Below are 25,855 nucleotides of genomic sequence, written 5' to 3' on the forward strand. Positions count from 1 at the left end.
CGCGTCACATGTTGATCTGATGACCGGTCGGCGTAGTGTCGGTTACTACGTCATGTCGTAGATCGGCAGGGAGGTCGGATGAGCGTCGTAGATCTGGCGCGCTGGCAGTTCGGAATTACCACCGTTTATCACTTCATCCTGGTGCCGCTCACCATCGGCCTCGCACCGCTGGTCGCAGGCATGCAGACCGCCTGGGTGATCACGGGCAAGGAGCACTGGCTCCGGCTCACCAAGTTTTTCGGCAAGCTGTTCCTGATCAACTTCGCCCTCGGCGTCGCCACCGGCATCGTGCAGGAATTCCAGTTCGGCATGGGCTGGAGCGAATACTCCCGCTTCGTCGGCGACGTGTTCGGCGCGCCGCTGGCCATGGAGGCGCTGGTCGCCTTCTTCATGGAGTCGACCTTCCTGGGCCTGTGGATCTTCGGCTGGACCAAGCTGCCGCAGAAGGTGCACCTGGCGTGCATCTGGCTGGTCGCCATCGGCGTGAACGCGTCGGCGTACTTCATCATCGCCGCCAACTCGTTCATGCAGCACCCGGTCGGCGCGGAGTACAACCCGAACACCGGCCGCGCCGAACTGCACAGCATCTGGGCGGTGCTCACCAACAACACCACCCTGGCCGCCTTCCCGCACGTGGTGGCCGGATCCTTCCTCACCGCGGGCACTTTCGTGGCCGGCATCGGCGGCTGGTGGATGGTGCGCAATGCCCGCAAGGCCAAGGCCGAGGGCAATGACGCCGCGCTCGACGACGCCCGCACCATGTGGCGGCCGAGCGCGCGCATGGGGCTGTACGTGGTGCTCATCGCATCGGTCGCGCTCATCTTCACCGGTGACATCCAGGGCAAGCTGATGTTCAAGCAGCAGCCCATGAAGATGGCCTCGGCGGAATCGTTGTGCCACACCGAAACCGATCCGGACTTCTCGGTGCTGACCGTCGGCACACACAACAACTGCGACAGCGTCGACCACCTCATCGAGGTGCCGTACGTGCTGCCGTGGCTGGCCACCGGTGACTTCACCGGCGTCACGCTGCAGGGCGTCAAGGACCTGCAGGTGTCCTACAACGAGAAGTACGGCGTCGGCGACTACCGGCCCAACCTGTTCGTCACCTACTGGTCCTTCCGCGCCATGATCACCTGGATGGCCGGTTCGATCCTGTTGGCGCTGGCCGGATTCTGGGTCACCCGCCGCGGCCGGATCCCGGATCAGACCTGGTTCTCGTGGCTGTCGCTGATCGCCATCGCCACGCCGTTCCTGGGCAATATCTCCGGCTGGATCTTCACCGAGATGGGCCGCCAGCCGTGGGTCGTCGCACCCAACCCGACCGGCGACCAGCACATCCGAATGACGGTGCAGCAGGGCGTGTCCGGGGTCTCGGCGGGCACGATCCTCACCTCGCTGATCGTGTTCACGGCGCTGTACGGACTGCTGGCCATCGGCTGGTTCTACCTGATGCGCCGCTACGTGATCGCCGGACCCGAACAGCCCGTCGACGCCGACGCCCCGAAGATGACCGGGGAGCCCGTCGAGAAGCTTTCCTTCGCCTACTAGGAGCCGAGGATGAGTCTCCCTGAATTCTGGTTTCTCCTGATCGCGGTCCTGTTCACCGGCTACTTCGTGCTGGAGGGCTTCGACTTCGGCGTCGGCATGCTGCTGCCCATCATCGGGCGCGGCGACGAGGTGAAGAAGCGCGTGGTGCTCAACACCATCGGGCCGGTCTGGGACGGCAACGAGGTGTGGCTGCTCACCGGCGGCGGCGCCATGTTCGCGGCCTTCCCGGAGTGGTACGCCAGCCTGTTCTCCGGGTTCTATCTGGCGCTGCTGCTGATCCTGGTCGGCCTGATCGCGCGGGCCTGCGCCATCGAATGGCGCGGCAAGATCAACGATCCGAAGTGGCGGAACTGGTGCGATATCGGCATCGGGCTGGGCTCCTGGATCCCGGCGCTCGCCTGGGGCCTGGCCTTCGCCAATATCGTGCACGGCGTGAAGCTCAACGAGCACAAGCAGATCGAGGGCAATCTGTTCGATCTGCTCAACCCGTACGGGCTGCTCGGCGGTCTCACCACGCTGCTGCTGTTCCTGCTGCACGGCGCGGTGTTCATCGCGCTCAAGACCGGCAACGAGGTGCGCGACGACGCCCAGCGGATCATCCGCCTGCTGTTCGTGCCCACCGCCGTGGTGGTGGCGGTCTTCGGCATCTGGACCCAGCTGGCCTACGGGCAGGGCTGGACCTGGATTCCGTTGGTGCTGGCCGTGATCGGGCTGGTGGTCGCGGGCTTCGCGGCGACCCAGGGGCGCGACGGCTGGGCGTTCACCGGCACCGCGGTCACCATCGCGGCGGCCACCGTGCTGCTGTTCGGGTCGCTGTTCCCGGATGTGCTGCCCTCCACCATCAATGACGCGTACAGCCTCACCGTGGACGGCCGTAACGGCACGGTGTCGGCGTCCTCGACCCACTACACGCTGGTGGTGATGAGCTGGGTGGCGGTGGCGCTGGTCCCCGTCGTGCTGGTCTACCAGGCCTGGACGTACTGGGTGTTCCGGAAACGGCTCACCATGGAGCAGATCCCGGCACCGATCGGGCTGCCCTGGGAAACCGCCAAGAGCTGAACGGGAAACGGGCGCACCGGACCACGGTGCGCCCGTTTTCGTAGAGGAGAACGACGATGGCACGACCGGTGGACCCGCGGCTCTGGCGGCACGCCCGCTCCGCCCGCGGCTATCTCGCAGTCAGTGTGGGGCTGTCACTGGTAACCACGCTGTGCATCGTGATCGCGGCGCTCGCGCTGGCGCGGGTGCTCGCGGGCGTCATCACCGAACCGGAACATCGCCGGATCGGTTCTTGGACAGTCGAACTGGTGATCTTCGCGGTCGCGGTGCTGTGCCGGGTGGCCGCCACCTGGTGGCAGTCGCGACTGGCGCACCGGGCCGGGGCGCAGGTCGTCGCGGAACTCGAGACGGCCGCGCTCGAAGCGGGGGCTCAACTGCCGCCCCGTGAATTGGAAAGCCGCCGAACCGAACTCGCGGTCGTGGTCGGCTCCGGATTGAGCGGCCTGCGCGCCTATCTCGCGGGCTACCTGCCCGCCCTCATTCTGGCCACGCTGGTGCCGCCGGTGGTCTTGGCCGTCATCGCCGTCCACGACTGGGTCTCCGGCGCGATCATCTTCGTCACCCTGCCCCTGATCCCGATCTTCATGATCCTCATCGGCCTGCTCACCCAGGGCAAGTCCGCCGACACCCTGGCGGCGGCCACCCGGCTCTCGGATCAACTCCTCGACCTCTTCGCGGGCATGCCGACGCTGCGGGCACTGGGCCGCGAATCCGGCCGCGCGAACGGCGCTGCGGGCGAGGTTGATTCACCGCGCGGCATGGCGGGCCGCGTCCGCGAGCTCGGCGACGCACTGCACAAGCGCACCATGTCCGCCCTGCGCCTGGCCTTCCTCTCCTCGATGGTCCTGGAATTGCTGGCGACCCTGTGCGTGGCACTGGTCGCCGTCTCCATCGGCATGCGCCTGGTCTTCGGCCACATGGGCCTATACGCGGGCGTCCTGGCATTGATCCTCGCCCCGGAGGTCTACCTCCCGCTGCGTGCCGTCGGTGAACGCTTCCACGCCGCCCAGGACGGAATGGCCGCCGCCGAACGGGCTTTCGCGATCATCGAACCCGACACCGATCAGCCCGCCGACGCCGTCCCGGCTGAACGCCGAAACATTCACGGCCACATCGACATCCGAAACCTGACCGTCAAATCCCGCGACGGGTACGCCCCCGACCGCCTCTCGGCGGACATCCTCCCCGGCGCTATCACCGTCCTCACCGGCCCCAACGGCTGCGGCAAATCAACCGCGCTGCAGGCGATCCTGGGCCTGCTCACCCCCGATTCGGGTGCGGTACTGGTGGACGACGTCCCGGTGCCCGATCTTGATCCCGATCACTGGTGGTCCCACATCGCCTGGCTGCCGCAGCGCCCGGTCATCCTGCCCGGCACGCTCCGCGCCAACCTCGAGCTGCTCGGCCCGCCCGCCGGTCCCGACCAGGTCGAGGCAGCCTGTGCCGCAACCGGTTTCGATGACGTCCTCGACGACCTCCCACATCGCTGGAACACCGTCGTCGGCGCCGGCGGCATCGGGCTGTCGCTGGGCCAGCGTCAACGCCTGGCCCTCACCCGCACGCTGGCCGCGCCGCGCTCGATTCTGCTGCTCGACGAACCTACCGCCCACCTCGACGACGACAGCGAGGCCACCGTGCTCGCGGCCCTGACCGCCCGCGCCCGCGCCGGGGCGACGGTCGTCGTGGTGGCGCACCGGCCGTCGGTCCTGGCCATCGCCGATCACATCGTCGAAGTCCGGTCGACCACGACCGCGAGCGAACCCGAAACTGGGCCGGGGGATCCGGTCCCCGCGGCGGCGGAGTTGGAGGTGTCGGTGCGATGAGGGCGGTACTGGCCGATTTTCGGCGGATCCGGGAACTGCTCGAGCTGTCACGGGCGCGGATGGCGCTGTCGGTGGGGTGGGGCGTGCTGGCGCTCGGCAGCGGGCTCGGGCTGGCGGCCCTGGCGGCGTGGCTGATTGCCCGCGCCTGGCAGATGCCGCCGGTGCTGGATCTGAGCATCGCGGTGGTGACCGTGCGGGCCCTGGGCATCTCGCGTGGGCTGTGTCGATATCTGGAACGCCTGGCCACCCACGATGTGGCGCTGCGCGCCATGAGCACGGCGCGGACCACCACCTATCGGGCGCTCGCGGGCGCGGATATCTGGCGGCCGCGCCGCAGCGGGGTGGAAGACGAAGCCCGGGAAGGGGATCCGACGCGCTTGCGGCGGGGTGAGCTGCTCGGGCGGGTGATGAGCGATATCGACGATCTCGGTGCCGTCGTTGTACGCGCGTTCGTGCCGATCGCGGTGGCGTTGATTCTGTCGGTGCTCGCGGTCGGGCTGTTGGCGAGCATCTCGCTGCTTGCGGCGGCGATTCTGGCGGTGGCGCTGGCGGTTTCGGGGATCGTCGCGCCGTGGCTGTCGGCGTGGGCGGCGCGGGAGGCCGAGCTGGCGGTGAAGGCGGATCGGACCGAGTTCACCGCGGAGGCGCTCACCGTGCTCGACCACGCGCCCGAATTGCGGGTCGCGGGCAGGCTTTCCGAGGCGATCGGCACCGCGACGGCGGCCGGGCAGCGGGCGGTGGCGGCCGAGGATCGGGCGGCGGCGCGTGGTGCGTGGGCGGCGGCGGTGCTGCCGCTGTCCATCGGGGCCAGCGTGCTCGGGGCGCTGCTGATCGGAATCGTGCTGTACGGCAGCGGGACTCCGATTCCCACCGCGGGCTTCCAGACCGTGCCGCCCGGCGGCATCACGCCGATGGCGTTCACCGTGCTGGTGCTGGTGCCGCTGTCGGCCTTCGAGGCCGTCGCGGTGCTGCCCGCGGCCGCCCAGGCCCTGACCACCGGTCGCGCGGCCCTGCATCGCCTGAACCGGCTCGAGCGCGACGAATCCGGTGATCCCGCACCGGCTTTCCCGCCGCTGCCGGAGGGCCGCCGCATCGCGGTGGTCGGGCCCAGCGGCGCGGGCAAGACCACTCTGCTCATGGCGTGGGCCGGACTGTTCGATACCCCGCGGCCGGGCGTCACCTTCTTCGCCGAGGACGCGCACCTGTTCGGCACCACCGTGCTGGAGAACCTGCGGGTGGCGCGCGGCGACATCACCGCCGCCGAGGCCGAATCCGCCCTGCGCGCGGTCGGCGCCGGGACCTGGCTGGACTCGCTGCCCGACGGGGTCGAAACCGATCTGGTCGGCGGCGCGGCCGCGGTCTCCGGTGGTCAGCGCCGCCGAATCCTGCTGGCCCGCGCGCTGCTGTCCCCGGCGCGAGTCCTGTTGCTGGACGAGCCGACCGAGCACATGGAGGCCGAGGGCGGGGCCGAGCTGCTGCGTCGCCTGCTGGACGAATCGAGCGGCCTGGTCGACCGCGAGCGCACGGTCGTAGTGGTCACCCATCAGCTGCCGCCGGACGCCAAGGCCGACACCATCGTCCACGTCGAGCCGGGCGCAACCGTGACGACCACTCGCCTTATTCCCGCAACCACCGCGTGACCTGCGATTTCGCAATCCGAGAAAATACATTGCCGCCTTTGCCCGTTCCGACTAACTTCGTCGGTACACAGGAAGGAGGTGGTTCGAGAATGATTTCTAGGACGCGTGAGGTGGCTGCCAGCTAGGCGCTACCGCTGCAATCGGATTCCGATCGCGCGAGCCCTCGCGAATCCAAGGCAGCCACCCGGCCCCCGAGTTACGGCCTGTCCGGCCGGATCAGCGTGAATGTTGCATCTCCGCTGATACAACTCGGGGGCCGTACCCTTTTCAGGGGCAGGTTCGCCCGCACCGCTAACCCCGTGCCGCCGTGCCGATCGCCACGTCTTCCTCGGCCCCCGACCAGGTCGCGGGCGGTGGCCCGAACGTGGTGTGCGCGTTCGCGATCACGCCCTTGGCCAGCGCCCGGTTGCCGAGCGCTCCGATCACAGCGCCGAGGCCGGCGGGCAGCGTCTTGCCGAACATGAGAATCACCCGGCGCACCAGGAATCGCACGATGAACCGTTTCATCATCGCGTTGTCCATGGAGCGCACGACGGGGAGCCGGTCGGCCACGACGTTCGCCCAGTCCCGGGCCGACTGACTGGCGCCCTTGCCCAGCACTTCCGTGCCGCTCTCGCCGAGCACGACCGCCACCACCAGGGCCCGCCGCTGCTTGGGCGAGACCGATTCGAGGCCGTGCACGCTCCCGGTCGCCACCGCGTACAACGCGGACATCTCGAGGAAGAACACCGATTCGACGCCGCTGACGGCCAGTCCGATAAAGGTGCCGATGCCCGGCACGGCGGCGCTCAGCCCGGCGACGGTGCCGCTGAGGGTGACCGCGGTCAGGTACCGCGCTTCCAGACCCCCGGCGATGTCCTCGGGCGTGCGGTCGGGGTGCAGGCGACGCAGCCGACTCACATATTTCGAGGCCAGCGGCGCCTGTACCCCGGTCCCGCCACGCAACACCATTTCGACGGTCTTCTGCAACGCCCGCTCGAACACGACAGTCCTCCCGGTTTCGGACAGGTCGGCGAAATCAGTTGCCGCGGTGTGAAAATCCGGTCTCAGCCGATGTAGCGCTGCAGTCGCGCCGAGAGCCGGGGCTCCAGGGCGCCGTCCGCCGCGATGCGCTCCTCGACGTAGCCGAGATCGCCGCCCTCGACAATGCCGTAGAGCCGCTTCGCGCCGCCCACCACGATGCCGGACTGGCTGCGGATCACCACGTCGGTGGCCAGCTCCCAGGAGGACTGGGTGAGCGCCTGGCCGTAGAACAGCTCGACAATGCCGGAGGAGTGGGTGAGCAGCAGCTCGAGCACCTCGTCGTCGCCGTCGATGCCGACCCGCCAGAAGCCGCTCTCGCGCAGATCCGGACCCGCGTACTCGCCCTGGGCGTCCAGCTTCCAGGAGCGCGCCTCCCAGGTCAGGTAGTCGCCGCCGTCATGGGAGACGATGATCTGCTGACCGAAGCGGTAGTCGCCGGTATCGGGTTCGTTGCCCTCGCCCTCACCGCGCCACACGCCGACCAGCGGCAGCAGCGCGAGCATGGAGGAGCTCAGATCCGGGCCCAGCCGCAGATTCGCGGTGTCCACGGGCAACGGCAGATCCGGGAGCGTCGGAACATTCATCGCCCCGGTCGACTTGGCACGCTCCACCGCTTCGGCGACCGCCTGGTCTCCGGAGCGTCGAGCGCCCTCCTCGTGGCGAACGATCGGCGTCGTCGACGACGAACCGTTGGCCACTCCGTTATCGATGTTCTCGTGGGCCGGATCTGTCACGACTCGGTGAACAGCCGGTAGAGGACGTACAGACCGAACCACGCGATCAGCACGGAGACGAGAACCAGCAGAATCTCGAAGGTAAGCACCACGTCTCGGAGTCTAATCCCACCGGCGAGATCAGGTGAAAACGACCCCGGGAAAATCTTTCGCACACTCGGAAACCCGATCCGGTGCGCACGAGAACGGCCCCGGGATCATGAATCCCGGGGCCGTTCTTGGTGTTTCGTGCCTTACTTGGCGACGGTGACGTCCACGTTGTGGATGCCGTTGCCCTCCGGCGACACCTCGGCGGTGCCGTTGCCGGACGCCGACAGGGCGCGCAGAGTCCACGTGCCCGGTGCGGCGAAGAAGCGGAAGTCGCCGGTGCCCGAGGCCACGACCTCGGCGGTGAAGTCGCCGTTGCCGTCCAGCAGGCGGACGAACGCGCCACCGACGGTCTGGCCGTCAGCGGTCAGGACGCGGCCGGTGATGACCGTCTCCTTCTCGACGTCGACGCCGGCGGGGATGGCCTGTCCCTGGGTAGGTGCTGCACACATATTGATTACGCTCCCAACTCGATCGGTGCACCGACGAGGGAACCGTATTCGGTCCAGGACCCGTCGTAGTTCTTGACGTTCTGGTGGCCCAGCAGCTCCTGCAGCACGAACCAGGTGTGCGAGGAACGCTCGCCGATGCGGCAGTAGGCGATGGTCAGCTTGTCGCCGTCCAGACCGGCCTCCTTGTAGATCTCCGCCAGCTCGGCGTCGCTCTTGAAGGTGCCGTCCTCGTTCGCGGCCTTGGACCACGGGACGTTGATGGCGGTCGGGATGTGGCCCGGACGCTGCGACTGCTCCTGCGGCAGGTGGGCCGGGGCCAGGATCTTGCCGGAGAACTCGTCGGGCGAACGCACGTCGACCAGGTTCTTGGTGCCGATGGCCTCGATGACCTCGTCACGGAAGGCGCGGATGGACAGGTCCTGGGCGCCGGCCTTGTAGTCGGTGGCCGGGCGGACCTTGACGTCCTTGACCAGCGGGCGGCCGTCCAGCTCCCACTTCTTGCGGCCGCCGTCGAGCAGCTTCACGTCCTGGTGGCCGTAGAGCTTGAAGTACCAGTAGGCGTAGGCCGCGAACCAGTTGTTGTTGCCGCCGTAGAGCACCACGGTGTCGTCGTTGGCGATGCCGCGCTCGGACAGCAGCGCGGAGAACTGCTCCTGGTTGACGAAGTCGCGGCGAACCTGGTCCTGCAGGTCCTTCTTCCAGTCGAGACGCACGGCGCCCTCGATGTGGCCCAGGTCGTAGGCCGAAGTGTCCTCGTCGACCTCGACGAGGACGACGCCCGGGGTGTTCAGGTTCTCTTCGACCCAGTCTGCGGAGACCAGGACATCGGAGCGAGCCATGTTGTTCCTTTCGATGCGGTGCCGTGGGAAGGCGTTGCGTTCGTGTGGTTGAGGTGGGTTATACGGAGGAGTTCGAGGTCGGCACGGTGTCACCGGAGGACCGGAACCGCGCGACGAGCGGATAGATCTTGCAGCCCAGGCAGATTCCGAAGGCCGCGTTCAGGAAGGCCGCGAACAGCGCGAATCCGGTGAAGATCGCGCCCGCCACCGGACTGCCCGCCGCGAAGCCGAGGACGCCCAGCACCGCGAAGGCCAGGCCCACCAGCTGCGCGAACCGCAGCGGCGCAACGGGTTCCAGCTCGGTCGGCGCGCCGATGCGGGGCGCGACGGCGGCGGCGTAGATCCGGCCGTAAGGGCTGCGGCGCGGACCGTAGGCGGCGCCCAACCCGAACACGATGGCTTGCAAGGCCAGCAGCACGGTGGCGGCGGGGACGGAGAAGGCGGCGACGATCAGAACGAGGGCGAGCACGGCGGTGGTGATCCAGGCGGCGAAACGCGGGCCGCGAACATCCACCTGCCCCGCGGGCGGCGTGCTCGGATGAGGGTTCGACATGGGTACTCCTGCGCTGATGGGGGTATTGGCCAGATCGCCGGAGGATCGAAGTGATCTCTCGACAGCGGGGACAAATCCGGTCGGCGACAGAGGAATACGAAAGGCCGACCGGCTAGCGGCACAGGCAGCAACAACCACCGAGCCGACACAGGTCTACCGTGCGGCGTCGGGTGAGCATCAGCTCGCGGTTGGATTGCACGAGAGGGAGTTTACCCAATTTTCGGGGGAAATTGGACCCGGGGTCCGTAATGCTGGTCACTCACTTGACTCGGAGATCGTCAAAGGCGTCAATGACCTGCGCAGATCCGCGGCCTTCGGAACGCCCGAGATGCGGAAGCGTTCCAATCCTCGAGAATCGAATCCGAAAGTGGTGGGCAGCGAGAGCACGTTCAGCTCCCGGGCGAGCGCCGGATTGGCGTCGATGTCGACCTCGAGATCCAGCGGCGGACGCTCGGCATCGGACAATTCGGTCACGACGCTCGCGACCACCCGGCGCACCGCCGCGCACGGGCCGCACCAGTCGGCGGAGAAGTGCAGGATGGTCGGCCGGCCCGGGATCACTCCGGCCGCGGCCAGCAGCGCCGCCCGATTCGATTCGGGCTCGGGCGGATTCGCGACCCCGGCGGTGTCGCTCCCGGACCCCGCGGTGTCATTCGCCGGGGCGGCGGTGTGGCGCACCCGGCCCTCGTTGCGGCGCACCAGGATTCCCACGGCGATCGCCGCGACCACCATGACCACCAGGATCGCGACGGTGATCACGGCTTCTGCAGCCGATCCAGGTCGACGATCGCGTTGACGGCCTTGCCCGAGACGACGAGCTGCCCGCCGCTGGCCACGATCTTCGTGGGTGTCAGGCCGAAGGGCATGTTCTTGATGTCGAAGGTGCGGGTGAAATGGGCCAGCACCGTGGGCCGGTCCTGCTCCGGGATGACGATCCGCTGCTGGCCGGGCAGCACCGAATCCGGATCGGGCTGCAGATCCCGGCCGGAGATGGCGGTCGCGGTGATGTGGATCTGGTCGCCGTCGAGCCGCACCTCGGCCAGCACGTGGACCTTGACCGAGTTCGCCTTCTTGGTGCCCTTGTCGCGGTTGCCGTCCCGGGTGTCGGTGACCGCCGTGGCATCGGCGCCGGGGCCGATCGGCACGGTGCCGAACAGCACGACCGAGGCCCGGGTCGCCACTGCGGTGGCCACGGAATCGTCGGAGCCGTCGGCATTGTCGGTGTCCAGGCTCGGGCCCAGCACCTCGAGGTCCGGGATCTGGAAGATGCGGCCGAGTTCGGTCGGCTCGATGCGGACGTCGCCCTGCACCTCGTCGACCGGGACCTTGCCCACATTGCCGTCGATCAGATCGCGCATGGACAGATGCACGCCGCGCAGATTGGACTCGACGGTGATCTGGCCGGGGATATCGGGCCGCATGGCGCGGGCGCGGATGTCGAAGCTGTTGTACTTCCCGTCCAGCGCCTGCAGGACGAAGGGGTCGCCGATCGACTCGTGGATGGTGATCTCCGGATCGGCGCTCAGGTCCGAGCCGGTTCGCAGCAGCCGTGACACCCGGTACTCGGAGTAGGCCGCCACCCCGAAATCGAGCAGCACGGCCAGCCCTGCCAGGCAGAGCAATCCGATGAGGAGCCTCCGGAAACGCATAGCTGCACCCTAGTAGGGAGGAGCGCGATAACCGGTGGGCGCGGTAATGCGGCACCGAGATCGAACCTCACGGGCAGGTCGCGGGCCGGTGAAAAGGAAATGAAGAGGCGGTGGACCGGACCAGTCGGTAGCGACGGCTACCGCGAATACGAGCGAGTCGGCGGTGACACGCTAATGTAGGCAGCGATTACCTGTGATGACCTGCATGGGGTAGTGGCGAACAGTGCGGTAGCCACACACATGCCAGATGGGATGGAGGGCCCCCATGGAGCTGCTCCTGCTGACCTCCGACCCCAACCCCGAGGCGGTGCTGCCCTCGCTGTCGTTGCTGCCGCACCACGTGCGACCCGCACCGACCGAGGTGGCGTCCCTGCTCGAGGCCGGTTCCGCCGATGTGGCGCTGGTCGACGCCCGCACCGACCTGGCCGCCGCGCGCGGCCTGTGTCGTTTGCTGGGCAGCACCGGTTCCTCGGTACCGGTGGTGGCGGTGCTGACCGAGGGCGGACTGGTCGCCGTGAACGCGGACTGGGGGCTGGACGACATCCTGCTGCCCGGCACCGGACCCGCGGAACTGGACGCCCGGCTGCGACTGCTGGTGGCCCGCAACGGCGGCGTGGCCAGCCCCGAGAACACCGGCAAGATCACCCTGGGTGAGCTGGTGATCGACGAGGGCACCTACACCGCCCGGTTGCGCGGACGCCCGCTCGACCTGACCTACAAGGAGTTCGAGCTCCTGAAGTACCTGGCGCAGCACGCCGGTCGGGTGTTCACCCGCGCGCAGCTGCTGCAGGAGGTCTGGGGCTACGACTTCTTCGGCGGCACCCGCACCGTGGACGTGCACGTGCGACGGCTGCGCGCCAAGCTCGGCAGCGAATACGAATCCCTCATCGGCACGGTCCGCAATGTCGGCTACAAGGCGGTGCGCCCGGCGCGCTCGGCCGGTAAGGGCGACGCGGTCACCTTCCCCGACGCCGAGGGCGACGACACCGAACTGACCACCGCGAACACCACGGCGAACGGCACTCTCTGATGCTCTCCTGGACCGACCGGCCGTCTCCCGAGACCGCCGCGGCGGTGCGGGCCGTCCTGGATCGGGCCACCGCCGCCGACGGCGTCGCGCCGGTCTCGGAACAGGCCGTGCTGTCGCTCGGAAACGATTCTCCCGCGCGCCATCTGGTGGACATCCGTGACGGCGTGGTGGCCGGGTACGCGAATCTCGTTCCCGCGCACGGGGAGCACCCCGCCATGGCCGAGGTCGCGGTCGACCCGGAGGCCCGCGGGCAGGGTATCGGCGCAGGTCTGGTGGCCGCGGCGCTGGCCGAGGGCGGTCCCGGGGCCCGGGTCTGGGCGCACGGCGATCTGCCGCCCGCGCGGGCCGTCGCGGCCCGGTTGGGCCTGTCTGTTTCTCGCGAATTGTGGCAAATGCGATTGGAGTTGGCGAACACTCAGCTACCTGAGCTGGTGATTCCCGAGGGCCTCGAATTGCGCACCTACGCCGGGCCTTCCGACGACGCCGAACTGCTGCGCGTGAACAATGCCGCCTTCTCCTGGCATCCCGAACAGGGCGGCTGGACCGAGCGCGATATCGACGCCCGCCGCGCCGAATCCTGGTTCGACCCGAAGGGCCTTTTCATCGCGGTCGACCCGGCTCGGCCCGACGACATGCTCGGATTCCACTGGACCAAGGTGCATTCCGACGAGAATCCGCCGATCGGCGAGGTCTACGTGGTCGGCATCGACCCGGCCGCGCAGGGGCGGGGTCTCGGCCGCCTGCTCACCCTGGCCGGTCTGCACTATCTGAAGGACCGCGGACTCGGCGCGGTGCTGCTCTACACCGAAGGTGACAACACGGCCGCGGTGCACACCTACACCAGGCTCGGATTCACTCGATTCCATATCGATATGGCCTATTCCGCGCCGGCCTGAGTCTCATTGGCAACAGTGCGGCTAATGTCACATTTCGTACGCCGCAGTCAAGGTGGGTTGTTCATCTCTCGTTCACCTGCCCAGGTCCAACTGTCAACTATGCGCCCCTACGTTGCAAGTGGGCCGCATTCCGCTGCCCGGTGCGCTAGTTCGCAGCGAACAGCCGCCAGAAAGCGCCCGTCCGACCGTTGAGGGGTTGGACGTGCAACGTGATTCCCCCGGAGGAATAGGTGAATCTCAAGCGCAGCAGCGCCCTGCTCGGTGTGTTGGCCGCGGCCGGTGCCCTGACTCTGTCCGCCTGTGGCAGTGACGAGAACGCCGGCGGCGGTGGCGCCAGCAAGATCAACGTCGCCTGTGGTGGCAAGACCTCGCTGAAGGCGAGCGGCTCCAGCGCCCAGAAGAACGCGATGGACCGCTTCGTCGCGGCCTACCAGACCAACTGCAGCGGCGCCAAGCTGGATTACACCGCCTCGGGCTCCGGCGCCGGCGTCAACGAGTTCATCGGCAACCAGACCGATTTCGCCGGTTCCGACTCGCCGCTGAACGCGGAGAAGGGTGAGGTCGACAAGGCCGCCGCCCGCTGCGCCAGCCCGGCCTGGAACCTGCCGGCCGTCTTCGGCCCGATCTCGGTCGCCTACAACCTGCCCGGCATCGAGGACCTGGTGCTCGACCCGCCGACCATCGCCAAGATCTTCTCGGGTGACATCACCACCTGGAACGACACCGCGATCAAGGCCCTGAACACCAACAAGGCCGACAAGCTGCCCGCGGAGAAGATCGGTGTGATCTTCCGCTCCGACGAGTCGGGCACCACCGACAACTTCCAGAAGTACCTGACCGCCGCCGGTGGCTACACCAAGGGCGCGGGCAAGTCCTTCAACGGTGGCGTCGGCGAGGGCGCCAAGGGTTCGGACGGCACCTCGGCCGCGGTGGCGAACACCAAGTACACCATCACCTACACCGAGTGGTCCTTCGCCAAGGCGCAGAAGCTGACCTCGGTCCGCGTGCTGACCACCGCCACCTCCAACGACCCGAAGCCGGTCGAGCTGACCGCCGAGACCGCCGCCAAGGCCGTCGACGCCGCGAAGGTCAAGGGCGAGGGCAACGACCTGGTGCTGGACAACAGCTCGATCTACAAGCCCGCCGTCGGCGGCGCCTACCCGATCATGCTGGCCACCTACGAGATCGTCTGCTCGAAGTACAGCGACGCCGACACCGCCAAGGCCGTCAAGGCGTTCCTGACCTCGGCCGTCGGCAACGGTCAGACCGGTCTGGCGGACGCGGGCTACGTGCCGCTGCCGGACGCGTTCAAGACCAAGCTCACCACCGCGATCAACGCCATTTCCTGATCGCCTGATCGAAAAACCACGATGACCGTGCACGACGAAACTGCCGCCGCGGGTCTGTCCGTTTCGACCGACCCGCGGGAAGACCGTGCCCAACTGCCGGGGGATACTGCGCTGATGCCGACCGAACCCAGCACCAAACCGGCCGCGGGGCGCGGCGCACCCAAGAAGTTCGGCGCGGAGTTCGCGTTCCGCTCGGCGGCCACGGCCGCCGGCGGGATCATCGTCGCCGCCATCGCCCTGATCGCGTTGTTCCTGCTGATCCGGGCCTGGCCCTCGATCATGGCGAACAAGGCGAACTTCTTCACCGCCACCGAGTTCAACGTCCGGGACGAGCACAACCTGCGCTTCGGCATCAAGGACCTGTTCATGGTCACGGTGTTGAGCTCACTGTTCGCGCTCGCGATCGCGGTGCCGATCGGTGTCGGCATCGCGCTGTTCCTGACGCAGTACTCGCCGAAGGCGTTGGCGCGTCCGTTCTCGATCATCGTGGATCTGCTGGCGGCGGTGCCGTCGATCGTGTTCGGTCTCTGGGGACTCCTGGTGGTGGCGCCCAAGCTGAGCCCCTTCCAGGACTTCCTGAACAAGCACCTGAGCTGGCTGTTCCTCTTCTCCGATGGCAATGTCAGCATTGCCGGCGGCGGCACCATCTTCACCGCGGGCGTGGTGCTCGCGGTGATGATCCTGCCGATCATCACCTCGGTCAGCCGCGAGGTCTTCGGCCTGACCCCGCGCATGCACATCGAGGCGGCGCAGGCGCTGGGCGCCACCAAGTGGGAGGTCGTGCGCATGACCGTGCTGCCGTTCGGCCGCTCGGGCGTGATCGCCGGTTCCATGCTGGGCCTGGGCCGCGCGCTCGGTGAGACCATCGCGGTTCTGATCGTGCTGCGCACCTCCGCCAAGGCCGGCAGCTGGTCGCTGTTCGACGGCGGCTACACCTTCGCCTCCAAGATCGCTTCGGCCGCTTCGGAATTCAGCTCCAAGCTGCCGACCGGCGCCTATATCGCCGCCGGTTTCGTGTTGTTCGCTCTGACGTTCGTCGTCAACGCACTGGCTCGGCTCGCGGCGGGCGGGAAGGTGAACGGATGACCGCCACACTCGACAAGCCGATCAAGGCGCCGACCTTCCGGCACGTCAGCACCGGGCGTCGGATCAAGAACAACATCGCCACCGGCGTGGTCTGGCTGTGCTTCGGCATCGCCCTGGTCCCGCTGCTGTGGGTGCTGTTCATCGTGATCCAGAAGGGCGCGGTCGCGCTGACCCGCTCGGGCTGGTTCTCCAAGTCGCAGAACGGCGTGCTGCCGGATTCGCACGCGGGCGGCGTCTACCACGCCATCTACGGCACCATCGTGCAGTCGGGCATCGCCGCGATCATCGCGATCCCGCTGGGCATCATGGCCGCGGTGTTCCTGGTCGAGTACGGCCGCGGCTGGCTGGCCAAGACCACCACCTTCATGGTCGACATCCTGGCCGGTGTGCCCTCGATCGTGGCCGCGCTGTTCATCTTCGCGCTGTGGATCGCCACCCTCGGCTTCCCGCAGAGCGCCTTCGCGGTCTCGCTGGCCCTGGTGCTGCTCATGCTGCCGGTGGTGGTGCGCAGCACCGAGGAGATGCTGAAGCTGGTTCCCGACGAATTGCGCGAGGCCTCTTACGCGCTCGGCATTCCGAAGTGGAAAACCATTGTGCGGATCGTCATTCCGACCGCGGCCCCGGGCATGATCTCCGGCATGCTGCTGGCCATCGCCCGCGTCATGGGTGAGACGGCGCCGGTGCTGGTGCTGGTGGGCTACTCGAAGGCCATCAACTTCGATGTCTTCAACGGCAATATGGCCTCGCTTCCGCTGCTGATGTACCAGGAGCTGTCCAACCCGGAGCCCGCCGGCCGCGAGCGCATCTGGGGTGCGGCGCTGACCCTGATCCTGATCATCGCGCTGCTCTACGCCGCCGCCGCGGTGGTCAACAAGCTGCTGACGCGGAACCGATAGAAGGAAAGACTGATGGCCAAGCGAATTGACGTCAAAGACCTCAATATCTACTACGGCAAGTTCCACGCCGTCGCCAATGTCGGTCTGACGGTGCTGCCGCGCAGCGTGACCGCGTTCATCGGCCCGTCCGGCTGTGGCAAGTCCACCGTGCTGCGCGCGCTCAACCGCATGCACGAGGTGACCCCCGAGGCCCGCGTCGAGGGCGCGGTGCTGCTCGACGGCGAGGACATCTACGGCGCCCAGGTCGATCCGGTCGGCGTGCGCCGCACCATCGGCATGGTGTTCCAGCGGCCGAACCCGTTCCCCACCATGTCGATTCGCGACAATGTGGTGGCCGGGCTGAAGCTGCAGGGCATACGAAACAAGGCCAAGCTGGACGAGGTGGCCGAGCAGTCGCTGCGCGGCGCCAACCTCTGGAACGAGGTCAAGGACCGCCTGGACAAGCCGGGCGGCGGTCTCTCCGGTGGTCAGCAGCAGCGTCTGTGCATCGCCCGCGCCATCGCGGTGTCGCCGGACGTGCTGCTCATGGACGAGCCGTGTTCGGCCCTGGACCCCATCTCCACGCTCGCGATCGAGGATCTGATCACCGAGCTGAAGAAGGAGTTCACCATCGTCATCGTCACCCACAACATGCAGCAGGCCGCGCGCGTGAGTGACCAGACGGCGTTCTTCAACCTGGAGGCGCAGGGCAAGCCCGGCAAGCTCATCGAGATCGACGAGACCGAGAAGATCTTCTCCAACCCGTCGCAGAAGCAGACCGAGGACTACATTTCCGGCCGCTTCGGATAAAGACTCTCCGGCGTCTACGACCCCTGCCAGTTGGCAGGGGTCGTTTCATTTGTGCAGGTAATGGCGCGTAAGCCGCCGCTTTGTGGCGCGCGTCATATTGGCCCGTGGTGATTGTGTGCAACCGTCCGTCACGGTTACTCTGACATTGCTGGTAAACCGATCGGTTTAGTAAGGAGGTGTCGGATGACCGTCTCAATGGCGAGCCTGGGATCCGGACGGACCGTGGCAGGGCTGTCGCAGCGGGCGAAGGTGGGCGCGCTGATCGCCATCTGTCTCGCGGAACTGCTTGTGGTGCTCGACAACACGCTGGTGAACGTCGCCCTGCCATCGATGGCGGTGCAGCTGCAGGCCGATATGAGCGGGCTGCAGTGGATCGTCGACGCCTTCACCCTGGCCTTCTCCGGCCTGCTGCTCGCCATGGGGCATCTGGGCGACCGGTACGGGCGGCGACTGTTCATGATCATCGGATTGAGCGGCGTCGCGGTCATGTCCGCCGCGGGCGCGCTGTCCTCCGGGCTCGGGCAGGTCATCGCGGCCCGCGCGGGCATGGGCGTGTTCGCGGCGGTGGTCTTCCCGGCCACGCTGGCGCTGATCACCAATATCTTCACCGCCCGGCGCGAGCGGGCCGCCGCCATCGCGCTGTGGACGGTCATGGCGGGCATCGCCATCGCGGTCGGACCGACCGTCGGCGGCTGGCTGCTGGAGTACTTCTCCTGGCATTCGGTCTTCTGGATCAATGTGCCGGTGGCGCTGGTGGCCATCGCGGCGGTGCTGGCGACGGTGCCGGAATCGCGGGCGGACCACGTGGATCGGCTCGACCGCGTCGGCATCGTGCTCTCGCTGGCCGGTGTGACCGCGCTGGTGTGGTCCATCATCGAGGCGCCCAAGCACGGCTGGCTGGCCACCGAAAGCCTTGTGGGCTACCTGGTTTCGGCCGTCCTGCTGGTGGCGTTCGTGGCCTGGGAGCTGCGCACGCCGACTCCGGTGCTGAACATGCGGCTGTTCCGCAATCGCCGCTTCGCGCTGCCGTCGCTGGCGATCACGGTGTCCTACTTCGCGGCCTTCGGCTTCCTGTTCCTGATCACCCAGTACTTCCAGGGCGTGAAGGAGCTGTCCCCGCTCGAATTCGGCATCCACTCACTGCCTTTCGCGGTGGCGGTCGGCGTCGGCGCGCCCATCGCGACCCTGCTGGCGCAGCGGGTGGGCACCACGGCCATGGTGGTGTCCGGGCTGCTGATCCTGGCGGTGGCCATGTACATCGCGGGCCGCACCACCGTCGAAACCCCTTATCTGGGACCGGTTGTGGTGTCCATGGTCCTGATGGGCCTGGGGTTCGCGGTGGTTCAGGGTCCGGCCACCGAATCCATCATGGGCGCGGTGCCCGTCGAAGAGGCGGGCGCGGGCTCGGCGGTCAACGACACCACCCGTGAGGTGGGCGGCGCGCTCGGCGTGGCGGTGCTGGGTTCGGTGATGACCTCGGTCTACACGAGTCATATCGCCGATCGGATCGGCGCGATTCCCGCGCAGATCATGAACGCGAAACAGAAGGACCTGGCGAGCAATACGCCGATCAGCATTCTGGAGGTCGTGAAGGCGCCGGTGAATCCGCTACTGGCGCAGGCGAAGACGGATCTGGTGCATGCCATGAAGGTCGCGGCCATGCAGGGCGCCGAGGCCGCGTCCTATATCGCGGTCGGCGCACTGGTCGTATGCGCGGTCATCGTGGCCGCGACACTTCCGTGGCGGGTGGAGCAGGGCGAATCGTTCTTGATGGGCTGGCGCGAGTCCGACGAGGACTGACGGCAGCCGAAGGGGCCCGGGATTCGTCCCGGGCCCTTGGGGTTTCAGGGGCTTGCCCCTGAGAGGCCCTGGAGAGCTAGATGCTCTCCTTCTCCGAATCCGGGTCCGGCGGCAGCACGCCGGTGACCAGGAACACGACGCGGCGGCCGATCTCGACGGCGTGGTCGGCGAACCGCTCGTAGTAGCGGCCCAGCAGCGCCACGTCGACGGCCGCCGGCACGCCGAACTCCCACTCGCGGTCCATGATCAGCGTGAACAGGTGCTTGCGCAGATCGTCCATCGCCTCGTCGTCGTCGGTGAGCTTGGCGGCCCGCTCGGGATCGCGGGTCTCCAGCACCTCCTTGGCGGTGGCGCCCATCTTGACGGCGACGCGGCCCATTTCGGCGAAGTAGCTGTTGACCGCCTCCGGCACGGCGTGGGCCGGGAACCGCCGCCGGGTCATCTTGGCGACATGCAGCGAGAGCACGCCCATCCGGTTCACATCGGACACGATCTGGATGGCGCTGACCACCTGCCGCAAATCTCCGGCGACCGGGGCCTGCAGGGCCAGCAGCGCGAAGGCCTTCTCCTCGGCCAGCGTGATCATCTCGGCGATGCGGTCGTACTCGCTGATCACCTGTTCGGCGAGCTCGAGATCGGCGGTGAGCAGGGACTGGGTGGCCCGCTCCATCGCCGATCCGGCGAGCCCGGCCATGCCGCCGAGCAGATCGGCGAGCTCGGCCATTTGTTCGTTGTAGATGACACGCATAGGTCAAGACATTAGTGCGCACCGCTGACCAAGTCACCAACTGTGGGTTAACCGTCGGTGCCGTTCGGTTCCAGCAAAGTCGCCGCAGTTCCGGCCGGTGCGGCCGGGGCCTACTTACATAGGTCGTCGGCGGCGTTGACGTGCTCGAGATCAGACGGGAGTGTGACCGGCGCCGCACTCGGGCCGCCCGCGTCGGTCGGCGTGTCGGGCAGCGTCTGGCCGAAGCTCGTCGGCGCCTTCACCGTGCCGGTGTAATCGGAGCCCACCACCACCTCGACAATGCTGCCGAGCCCGCTCGCCGGTTCCAGGATCGCGCCCGGGATGGAGCTGGCAACGGTGGCGGCCTCGGCCTCGTGCCCGCTGGAGTAGCGGACCTTGGTCTTGGCCGAGACGCCGTCGGCGTAGTTGCCGGTGCTGTAGATCTGGAAGCCCTGATTGGCCAGCTTGGTCGCGGTGGTGCCGGCGATGCCCGCCTGGCCCGAACCATTGGACACCTGCAGCGAGACCGTGCTCGGATCCACCGCCGTCAGTTTGGGTTTGGCGGCGGGCGCGGCGTTGGTGGTGCTGGCCGGGGTGTCGGTCTTCTTCTCGCCGGGCAGCGGCTGATCGTCGATGACGGCGCGGAAGATGGCCTTGATATCGGACTCGCGCGGGATCTCGTTGCCGTAGGAGGTGGTGCCCGCGGTCGGGACGGTCAGGAAGGTGATGTTCCCGGCCTGCATCTTCTGCAGCGAACGGCCCAGGGTCAGCAGGTCTTTGGTGCTGACGTTGTCCATGAAGGAGTGCTGGGCGAAGGCGTCGATGAAGCCGTTGAGCTTGCCCGGATCGAAGAGCACCTTGCTCGACAGCGCGCTGCGCAGCAGCGAGGACAGGAAGCGCTGCTGGCGGTTGATGCGGTCGTAGTCGCTGCGCTCCTCGCCGTAGACGTGGCGGGCGCGCACGTAATCCAGTGCGGTGGAACCGTTCACGACCTGCTTGCCCGGCGTGGTGAGCACGGTGCCGAGGACCTCGTCGACCAGCGGCTTGGTGGAGCACACCTCGACGCCGCCGACCACGTCGACCATGGACTCGAACCCGGCGAAGTCGATGCCGACGAAGTGGTTGATCTTCAGTCCGGACATCTTGGTGATCACCTTGGTCAGGCACTTGGGCCCGCCGAGGGCGTAGGTGGCATTGAGCTTGTCGCCCGCGGCGCCGTAGAACTTCTCGCCGGTGTAGGTGGCCTTGTCGTTGTTCCAGCCCTCGCAGTCCGGGCGGGTGACGTCCAGGTCGCGGGGGAAGGACACGGCCACCACGCGCTGTCGGTCGGCCGGAATGTTGACCAGCATGACGGTGTCGGAGCGCGCGCCCTCGGCATCGTCGACGCTGCCCGCGCCGAGCTGGCTGTTGGTGCCCGCGCGGGTGTCGGTGCCGACGATGAGGAAGTTCTCGTCGCCGGTCTGCCCGCCGACGTCGACCACGTCGTCGTTGTTGTCCTGGATGGCGGAGATGTTGTGGAAGTTGTTGTCCTTGGCGCGGATATAGCTCCAGCCGCCGCCGGTGACCAGCAGCGCGATGACCGCGACCATGGCCAGTGTGGCGCGCCCGGCCAGCACCAGCCGCCGGTTGCGGCGCCGGCGGGCGGGCGGAATCCGTTTGGCCGGTTCGGTTCCCACGGCGGCGGGCAGCGCGGTGGTCGGATAGTCGGCGGGCGACTTGATCCTTCGCGACAGCAGCGCCTTGGCCCGCTCGGCGGGCGGCATCGGGGGCGGCGGGGTGGCCGCGGTGATCGGGGGTAGTTCCTCGGTGACCGGATCGGCCGTCGGAGCTACCGGACGCGGGACGATGCGGTTGCTGCCGGTGCCGGGCGCGTTCGCCACCCGGCGCAGGTGGCTGGTGTCGCGGACGGCCCGCTGTGCTCCGGTAGCGGCCGGAACGGCTTTCGAGCCGACCGGTCCCTCCGTTTTGTGGCCATTGGTGGGCTCGACGGACGGAGTTGCCGTCGGTTCGTCCGGATTGTCGGCTTCGGCGCTGCGACGGCGGCGCGTCCTGCGCTCACTGTCCACGCGCTCCACGAGGTCCTGGACCGAGAGGGAGGTGGCGGGTTCGTCGTCGGCGTGCCGCGAGCGGCGTCCGGTTTGTGCCGAATCATCGACCGACAGCGAGGATTCTTCCGCCGGGTAGCGCTCCCAGGGGGCGCGACCTCCGGGCCGTGGCGAACGCCCGTACCGATCGTCACCCACCAACGAACCTCACTTTGCTCTTGATACCGAGGGCCATGATAACGATTTCGCCACGATGGACCACTCGAACGTATGTCCACCGCAGGTGGGTCCGGTTTTTCGGGTATGTCCGGGCGCGCGCGGGGCGGAAAACGCACTCGGACTGTGTTCTCGCAGAGCTCGGGCAGGGTGCCCAGAAAAGTGTGCCAGGGCGACGGCGCAGGACCGTGGAGCTGCGCCGGGCGTTGTTCGGATCGAGCCGGATCAGCCGCCGCTGTGCATGACGTCCGCGGCGGTCGGCACGGTCGCGTCCTCGGGATCGTCGAGCCAGCCATCGGGCAGCGCCACCTTGGTCTGCGGTGAGCCCTGCCGCCCGCGCGGGCCGAGCGCGTCCTCGGGGAACGGCACCTCCGGATCCAGCTGCGCGACCAGATCGCCGATCTGCGCCAGGCTGGTGACGGTGGCGAACTTGCGCCGCAGCGCCGAACCCACCGGGAAGCCCATCAGGTACCAGGCCATGTGCTTGCGGATATCGCGCATGGCCTTGTCCTCGCCGTCGTGCTCGACGAGCAGCGCGGCGTGCCGGTAGAGGATCTCGCCGACCTTGCCCAGAGTGGGGCCCGCTGGAATCGGCTCGCCGCGCAGGGCGGCGCTGAGTTCGCCGAACAGCCACGGGCGGCCCAGGCAGCCGCGGCCGACGACCACACCGTCGCAACCGGTTTCGGCCATCATGCGCAGCGCGTCGTCGGCGGTGAAGATGTCGCCGTTGCCGAGCACCGGGATGGAGGTGACGGTCTCCTTGAGCCGGGCGATGGCGCTCCAGTCGGCCTGGCCGGAGTAGAGCTGCGCGGCGGTGCGGGCGTGCAGCGAAACCGCCGCCGCCCCTTCCGCTTCCGCGATGCGGCCGGTGTCGAGGTAGGTGTGGTGCTCGTCGTCGATGCCGATGCGGAACTTGAAGGTGACCGGGACATCGCCTGCGGCGGAGACCATTTCGCGCACGATCTCCCGGAACAGCCGCCGCTTGTAGGGCAGTGCGGAGCCGCCGCCGAGGCGGGTCACCTTGCGCACCGGGCAGCCCAGGTTCATATCGATGTGATCGGCCCAGCCCTCGCCGACGATGATGCGCACGGCCTCGCCGAGGGTCTTGGGGTCGACGCCGTAGAGCTGCATGGAGCGCGGCGACTCGTCCGGCCCGAAGGCCATCATGTTGAGCGTCTTCTCGTTGCGCTCCACCACGGCGCGCGCGGTGATCATCTCGCACACGTACAGCGAAGTGGCACTGCCGAATTCCCGGCACAGGGTGCGGAACGCGACATTGGTGATGCCCGCCATGGGGGCCAGCACGACCGGCGGATCGAGGGGATAGGGCCCGATCCGCAACTCGGTCTTGGGGGCGAGCGAGGCAGTCACGCCGTCCAGTCTCTCATCCGCCGATCCGCCGCCAGAGCCGCGTCCCGCCGAAAGTGCCGCCGCTCACAGCAACAGTGTGCTGTGAGCGGCGGTTTTTCGAAGGGGTGCGGGTGCTAGCTGCCGGTGGAAGCCAGCTCCTTCTCCCGCTTGGCGGCCTCGCGGGCCAGCATGCGGTCGCGCTGCTCCTCGAACTTGTCGACGTCCTTGGCCAGCTTCTCGAGGAAGAGGCCCAGGCGCTCACGGGTCTCCTCGCCGCGCGCGGTGAAGTCGTCGCGCTCGAAGATCTTCCACTTCTTGAGCACCGGGTTCACCACCTCTTCGAGGTGCTGGCGCAGGTCGTAGATGCCGTGCTTGGCCATGAGCACGCCGTTGCGGCGGAAGTTGGGCATTCCGGCGCCGGGCATCTGGAAGTTCTCCAGGATCATGGTGATGGCGTCGAGGGTCTGGTCCGGCGAGAGGTCCAGGGCCGCACCGCACATGTTGCGGTAGAAGATCATGTGCAGGTTCTCGTCCGCGGCGATGCGCTGCAGCATGCGGTCAGCGATCGGGTCGTCGCAGACCTTGCCGGTGTTGCGGTGGCTGACGCGGGTGGCCAGCTCCTGGAAGGTCACGTATGCCACGGAGTAGAGGAATCCGGCATTGCCCACCTGCTCGAGTTGCTCGGTGGGCGAGGCGAATCCGTTGGTCATGTGGATCATGCGGGCCTGCTCGAGCGCGACCGGGTCCACGCCGCGGGTGACGACCAGGTAGTCGCGCATCACGATGCCGTGCCGGTTCTCCTCGGCGGTCCAACGGCCGACCCAGGTGCCCCAGGCGCCGTCCTGCGAGAAGTTCTCGGCGATCTCACGGTGGTAGGAGGGCAGGTTGTCCTCGGTGAGCAGGTTGGTGATCATGGCCGCCTTGGCGACCTCACTCAGTTTCGACTGCTCCGGATCCCAGTCCACACCACCCATGGCGGCGAAGTTGCGGCCCTCGTCCCACGGCACGTAGTCGTGCGGGTGCCATTCCTTGGCCAGGGAGAGGTGGCGATTGACGTTCTCCTCGGCAACCGGCTCCAACTCCGTCAGCAGCTCGAGTTGAGTCAGATCCTTTGCCATACATATGCCCTTCGTATCGTGCGTCGTGCTGTCGTACCCTCGCCGGCCTGCCGCCGCGCCCATACCTTACGTGACCGTAGGGTGATGTGAAACTCACATGCGCACCATTGCGGTGTTGGTGAGGGATGTCATAAGACGACGGCCCACAGCGACGGATACATCGCCGTGGGCCGCAGTTCGTTAGCCGCGCATCGCCATTCGATGCGAGATCACTTCTTGCCCAGCAAACCGCCCAGCACATTGCCGAGTACGTTGCCTGCGTTCTGGCCCATGGCCTTGCCCAGGATGTCGCCCAGGCCGCCGCTCTTGTTTCCACCGGTGGCCCCACCGAGCAGGCTACCGAGGATGTCGCCGATGCCGCCGCCGGAAGATTCGGCGGCCGCGCCGCCGCCTCCGCCGCCGAGCGCCTTCTTACCCAGGTAGGCCAGCACGATCGGCGCGAGCATCGGGAGCAGCTTGCCCATCAGATCCTGGCTGATGGCACTGCCGCCGACATTGCCGAGAGCGCTGATCACCGTGTTCTTCTCGGCGCCGAAGGTCTGATCGACGATCTGGCTGCCGTTGTTCGTGTCCACCTGATCGATGTCGACACCGCCGTCGAGTAGAGCGTGTGGCTGGTTGGCGACTTCGTTCTCCAGATTCAGGCCGGTATCCGGGTTGCTCGCCTGTGCCTGGAATCCACCGAGTAGGACGGGAACGGCGGCGCCGATCGCCGTCTTGGCGGTCGCCTCGTCGACGCCGAGCTTGTCGGCGATCTGGGCGACGGGAATGTTGGAGAGCAGGTCATCGAAGGAAGTCATGAACTCCGCCTGTGGTGATGGTGCCCGGGAAAAGCTCTACTCAGGTCACGGTAGGTGAAATCCGGACAGATTGCCACAGATTCGCGGATGTGGCGAAGGGCCCGGCGTATGATTCCGGGCCCTTCGCATGCGCGTGCCCCCACCAGGGCTCGAACCTGGGACCTGCGGATTAAAAGTCCGTAGCTCTACCAACTGAGCTATAGGGGCGTGCGGGACGTCAGTTTAATGGGCGGACCCCGTAACTGTTAAACGAGTATCCGATTGTGGTCTGGCAGATGGCATTTGCGCAGGTCATGATGGTTTCGCTGCGGCTCGCGCGGCGCCTGCCGGGGCGGGGCGGGGG

Annotated in this window: 23 protein-coding genes and 1 tRNA gene; 11 read left to right on the forward strand and 13 right to left on the reverse strand. The window is 67.6% G+C overall.

Annotated features, from left to right (window positions below; genetic code table 11):
* The first annotated feature begins 78 nt into the window (after positions 1 to 78).
* Genes ACAM49_RS04085 through ACAM49_RS04100 form a run of 4 tightly spaced genes read left to right on the forward strand, consistent with a single transcriptional unit; the run spans position 79 to position 6,073 of the window.
* The gene (locus ACAM49_RS04085) at positions 79 to 1,551 is read left to right on the forward strand and encodes a cytochrome ubiquinol oxidase subunit I (protein WP_369634097.1); all 1,473 of its coding nucleotides are present in this window, start codon (positions 79 to 81) and stop codon (positions 1,549 to 1,551) included.
* 9 nt (positions 1,552 to 1,560) lie between these two features.
* Positions 1,561 to 2,610, forward strand: coding sequence for a cytochrome d ubiquinol oxidase subunit II (cydB, locus tag ACAM49_RS04090; protein WP_040803301.1), 1,050 nt, complete (start codon positions 1,561 to 1,563; stop codon positions 2,608 to 2,610).
* A gap of 56 nt (positions 2,611 to 2,666) precedes the next feature.
* The gene (cydD, locus tag ACAM49_RS04095) at positions 2,667 to 4,433 is read left to right on the forward strand and encodes a thiol reductant ABC exporter subunit CydD (protein WP_369634098.1); all 1,767 of its coding nucleotides are present in this window, start codon (positions 2,667 to 2,669) and stop codon (positions 4,431 to 4,433) included.
* A complete protein-coding gene (locus tag ACAM49_RS04100; protein ID WP_369634099.1) occupies positions 4,430 to 6,073 on the forward strand; it encodes an ATP-binding cassette domain-containing protein in 1,644 nt (547 codons plus the stop codon). The genes cydD and ACAM49_RS04100 overlap by 4 nt, the downstream gene beginning before the upstream one ends.
* 291 nt (positions 6,074 to 6,364) lie before the next feature.
* Here the strand turns inward: ACAM49_RS04100 and ACAM49_RS04105 are convergent, their stop codons facing one another.
* The 7 genes from ACAM49_RS04105 to ACAM49_RS04135 form a co-directional block, all read right to left on the reverse strand.
* Complete coding sequence (locus tag ACAM49_RS04105) at positions 6,365 to 7,057, reverse strand: hypothetical protein (RefSeq protein ID WP_369634100.1); 693 nt, start codon at positions 7,055 to 7,057, stop codon at positions 6,365 to 6,367.
* Positions 7,058 to 7,119: 62 nt separating this feature from the next.
* Positions 7,120 to 7,794, reverse strand: a complete 675-nt coding sequence (locus tag ACAM49_RS04110; RefSeq protein ID WP_369634118.1) for an FABP family protein — start codon at positions 7,792 to 7,794, stop codon at positions 7,120 to 7,122.
* A gap of 269 nt (positions 7,795 to 8,063) precedes the next feature.
* Entirely contained in the window at positions 8,064 to 8,369 is a 306-nt protein-coding gene (locus ACAM49_RS04115; RefSeq protein ID WP_213558221.1) for a DUF1416 domain-containing protein, read from the reverse strand.
* Positions 8,370 to 8,374: 5 nt separating this feature from the next.
* A complete protein-coding gene (locus ACAM49_RS04120; protein WP_369634101.1) occupies positions 8,375 to 9,208 on the reverse strand; it encodes a sulfurtransferase in 834 nt (277 codons plus the stop codon).
* A 58-nt stretch (positions 9,209 to 9,266) separates the two neighbouring features.
* Entirely contained in the window at positions 9,267 to 9,761 is a 495-nt protein-coding gene (locus tag ACAM49_RS04125) for a DUF4395 domain-containing protein (protein ID WP_369634102.1), read from the reverse strand.
* 255 nt (positions 9,762 to 10,016) lie between these two features.
* The gene (locus ACAM49_RS04130; protein WP_369634103.1) at positions 10,017 to 10,520 is read right to left on the reverse strand and encodes a thioredoxin family protein; all 504 of its coding nucleotides are present in this window, start codon (positions 10,518 to 10,520) and stop codon (positions 10,017 to 10,019) included.
* The gene (locus ACAM49_RS04135) at positions 10,517 to 11,410 is read right to left on the reverse strand and encodes an LmeA family phospholipid-binding protein (RefSeq protein WP_369634104.1); all 894 of its coding nucleotides are present in this window, start codon (positions 11,408 to 11,410) and stop codon (positions 10,517 to 10,519) included. Before ACAM49_RS04135 ends, ACAM49_RS04130 begins: the two co-directional genes overlap by 4 nt.
* 265 nt (positions 11,411 to 11,675) lie before the next feature.
* On the opposite strand from ACAM49_RS04135, the gene ACAM49_RS04140 reads away from it, so the two are divergent.
* The 7 genes from ACAM49_RS04140 to ACAM49_RS04170 all read left to right on the forward strand — a co-directional run bounded on the left by ACAM49_RS04140 (position 11,676) and on the right by ACAM49_RS04170 (position 19,256).
* Positions 11,676 to 12,440 (forward strand): winged-helix domain-containing protein, encoded by a 765-nt coding sequence (locus tag ACAM49_RS04140; protein WP_369634105.1) that lies wholly within the window; start codon positions 11,676 to 11,678, stop codon positions 12,438 to 12,440.
* Entirely contained in the window at positions 12,440 to 13,336 is an 897-nt protein-coding gene (gene mshD / locus ACAM49_RS04145) for a mycothiol synthase (RefSeq protein WP_369634106.1), read from the forward strand. Before ACAM49_RS04140 ends, mshD begins: the two co-directional genes overlap by 1 nt.
* Before the next feature lie 230 nt (positions 13,337 to 13,566).
* The gene (gene pstS, locus ACAM49_RS04150; protein ID WP_369634107.1) at positions 13,567 to 14,685 is read left to right on the forward strand and encodes a phosphate ABC transporter substrate-binding protein PstS; all 1,119 of its coding nucleotides are present in this window, start codon (positions 13,567 to 13,569) and stop codon (positions 14,683 to 14,685) included.
* Between the two features lie 114 nt (positions 14,686 to 14,799).
* Positions 14,800 to 15,771 (forward strand): phosphate ABC transporter permease subunit PstC, encoded by a 972-nt coding sequence (gene pstC / locus ACAM49_RS04155; protein WP_369634108.1) that lies wholly within the window; start codon positions 14,800 to 14,802, stop codon positions 15,769 to 15,771.
* Positions 15,768 to 16,667 carry a phosphate ABC transporter permease PstA gene (pstA, locus tag ACAM49_RS04160; protein ID WP_369634109.1) on the forward strand — a complete coding sequence of 300 codons (900 nt, stop codon included), beginning with the start codon at positions 15,768 to 15,770 and terminating at the stop codon, positions 16,665 to 16,667. The genes pstC and pstA overlap by 4 nt, the downstream gene beginning before the upstream one ends.
* Positions 16,668 to 16,679: 12 nt before the next feature.
* Positions 16,680 to 17,456, forward strand: coding sequence for a phosphate ABC transporter ATP-binding protein PstB (gene pstB / locus ACAM49_RS04165; RefSeq protein ID WP_369634110.1), 777 nt, complete (start codon positions 16,680 to 16,682; stop codon positions 17,454 to 17,456).
* Positions 17,457 to 17,639: 183 nt separating this feature from the next.
* Entirely contained in the window at positions 17,640 to 19,256 is a 1,617-nt protein-coding gene (locus ACAM49_RS04170; RefSeq protein WP_369634111.1) for an MFS transporter, read from the forward strand.
* A gap of 76 nt (positions 19,257 to 19,332) precedes the next feature.
* Here the strand turns inward: ACAM49_RS04170 and phoU are convergent, their stop codons facing one another.
* The 6 genes from phoU to ACAM49_RS04200 form a co-directional block, all read right to left on the reverse strand.
* Positions 19,333 to 20,004 (reverse strand): phosphate signaling complex protein PhoU, encoded by a 672-nt coding sequence (gene phoU, locus ACAM49_RS04175; RefSeq protein WP_040803512.1) that lies wholly within the window; start codon positions 20,002 to 20,004, stop codon positions 19,333 to 19,335.
* Positions 20,005 to 20,114: 110 nt separating this feature from the next.
* The gene (locus tag ACAM49_RS04180; RefSeq protein ID WP_369634112.1) at positions 20,115 to 22,226 is read right to left on the reverse strand and encodes an LCP family protein; all 2,112 of its coding nucleotides are present in this window, start codon (positions 22,224 to 22,226) and stop codon (positions 20,115 to 20,117) included.
* Between the two features lie 243 nt (positions 22,227 to 22,469).
* Positions 22,470 to 23,615 carry a tRNA dihydrouridine synthase DusB gene (gene dusB, locus ACAM49_RS04185; RefSeq protein ID WP_369634113.1) on the reverse strand — a complete coding sequence of 382 codons (1,146 nt, stop codon included), beginning with the start codon at positions 23,613 to 23,615 and terminating at the stop codon, positions 22,470 to 22,472.
* A 113-nt stretch (positions 23,616 to 23,728) separates the two neighbouring features.
* Positions 23,729 to 24,712 (reverse strand): acyl-ACP desaturase, encoded by a 984-nt coding sequence (locus tag ACAM49_RS04190; protein ID WP_369634114.1) that lies wholly within the window; start codon positions 24,710 to 24,712, stop codon positions 23,729 to 23,731.
* Positions 24,713 to 24,921: 209 nt separating this feature from the next.
* A complete protein-coding gene (locus ACAM49_RS04195; protein ID WP_369634115.1) occupies positions 24,922 to 25,512 on the reverse strand; it encodes a DUF937 domain-containing protein in 591 nt (196 codons plus the stop codon).
* A gap of 134 nt (positions 25,513 to 25,646) precedes the next feature.
* Positions 25,647 to 25,719 (reverse strand) — tRNA-Lys (locus tag ACAM49_RS04200).
* Positions 25,720 to 25,855 lie beyond the last annotated feature (136 nt).

The sequence above is a fragment of the Nocardia sp. JMUB6875 genome (genome assembly GCF_041154655.1).
GTDB lineage: Bacteria > Actinomycetota > Actinomycetes > Mycobacteriales > Mycobacteriaceae > Nocardia.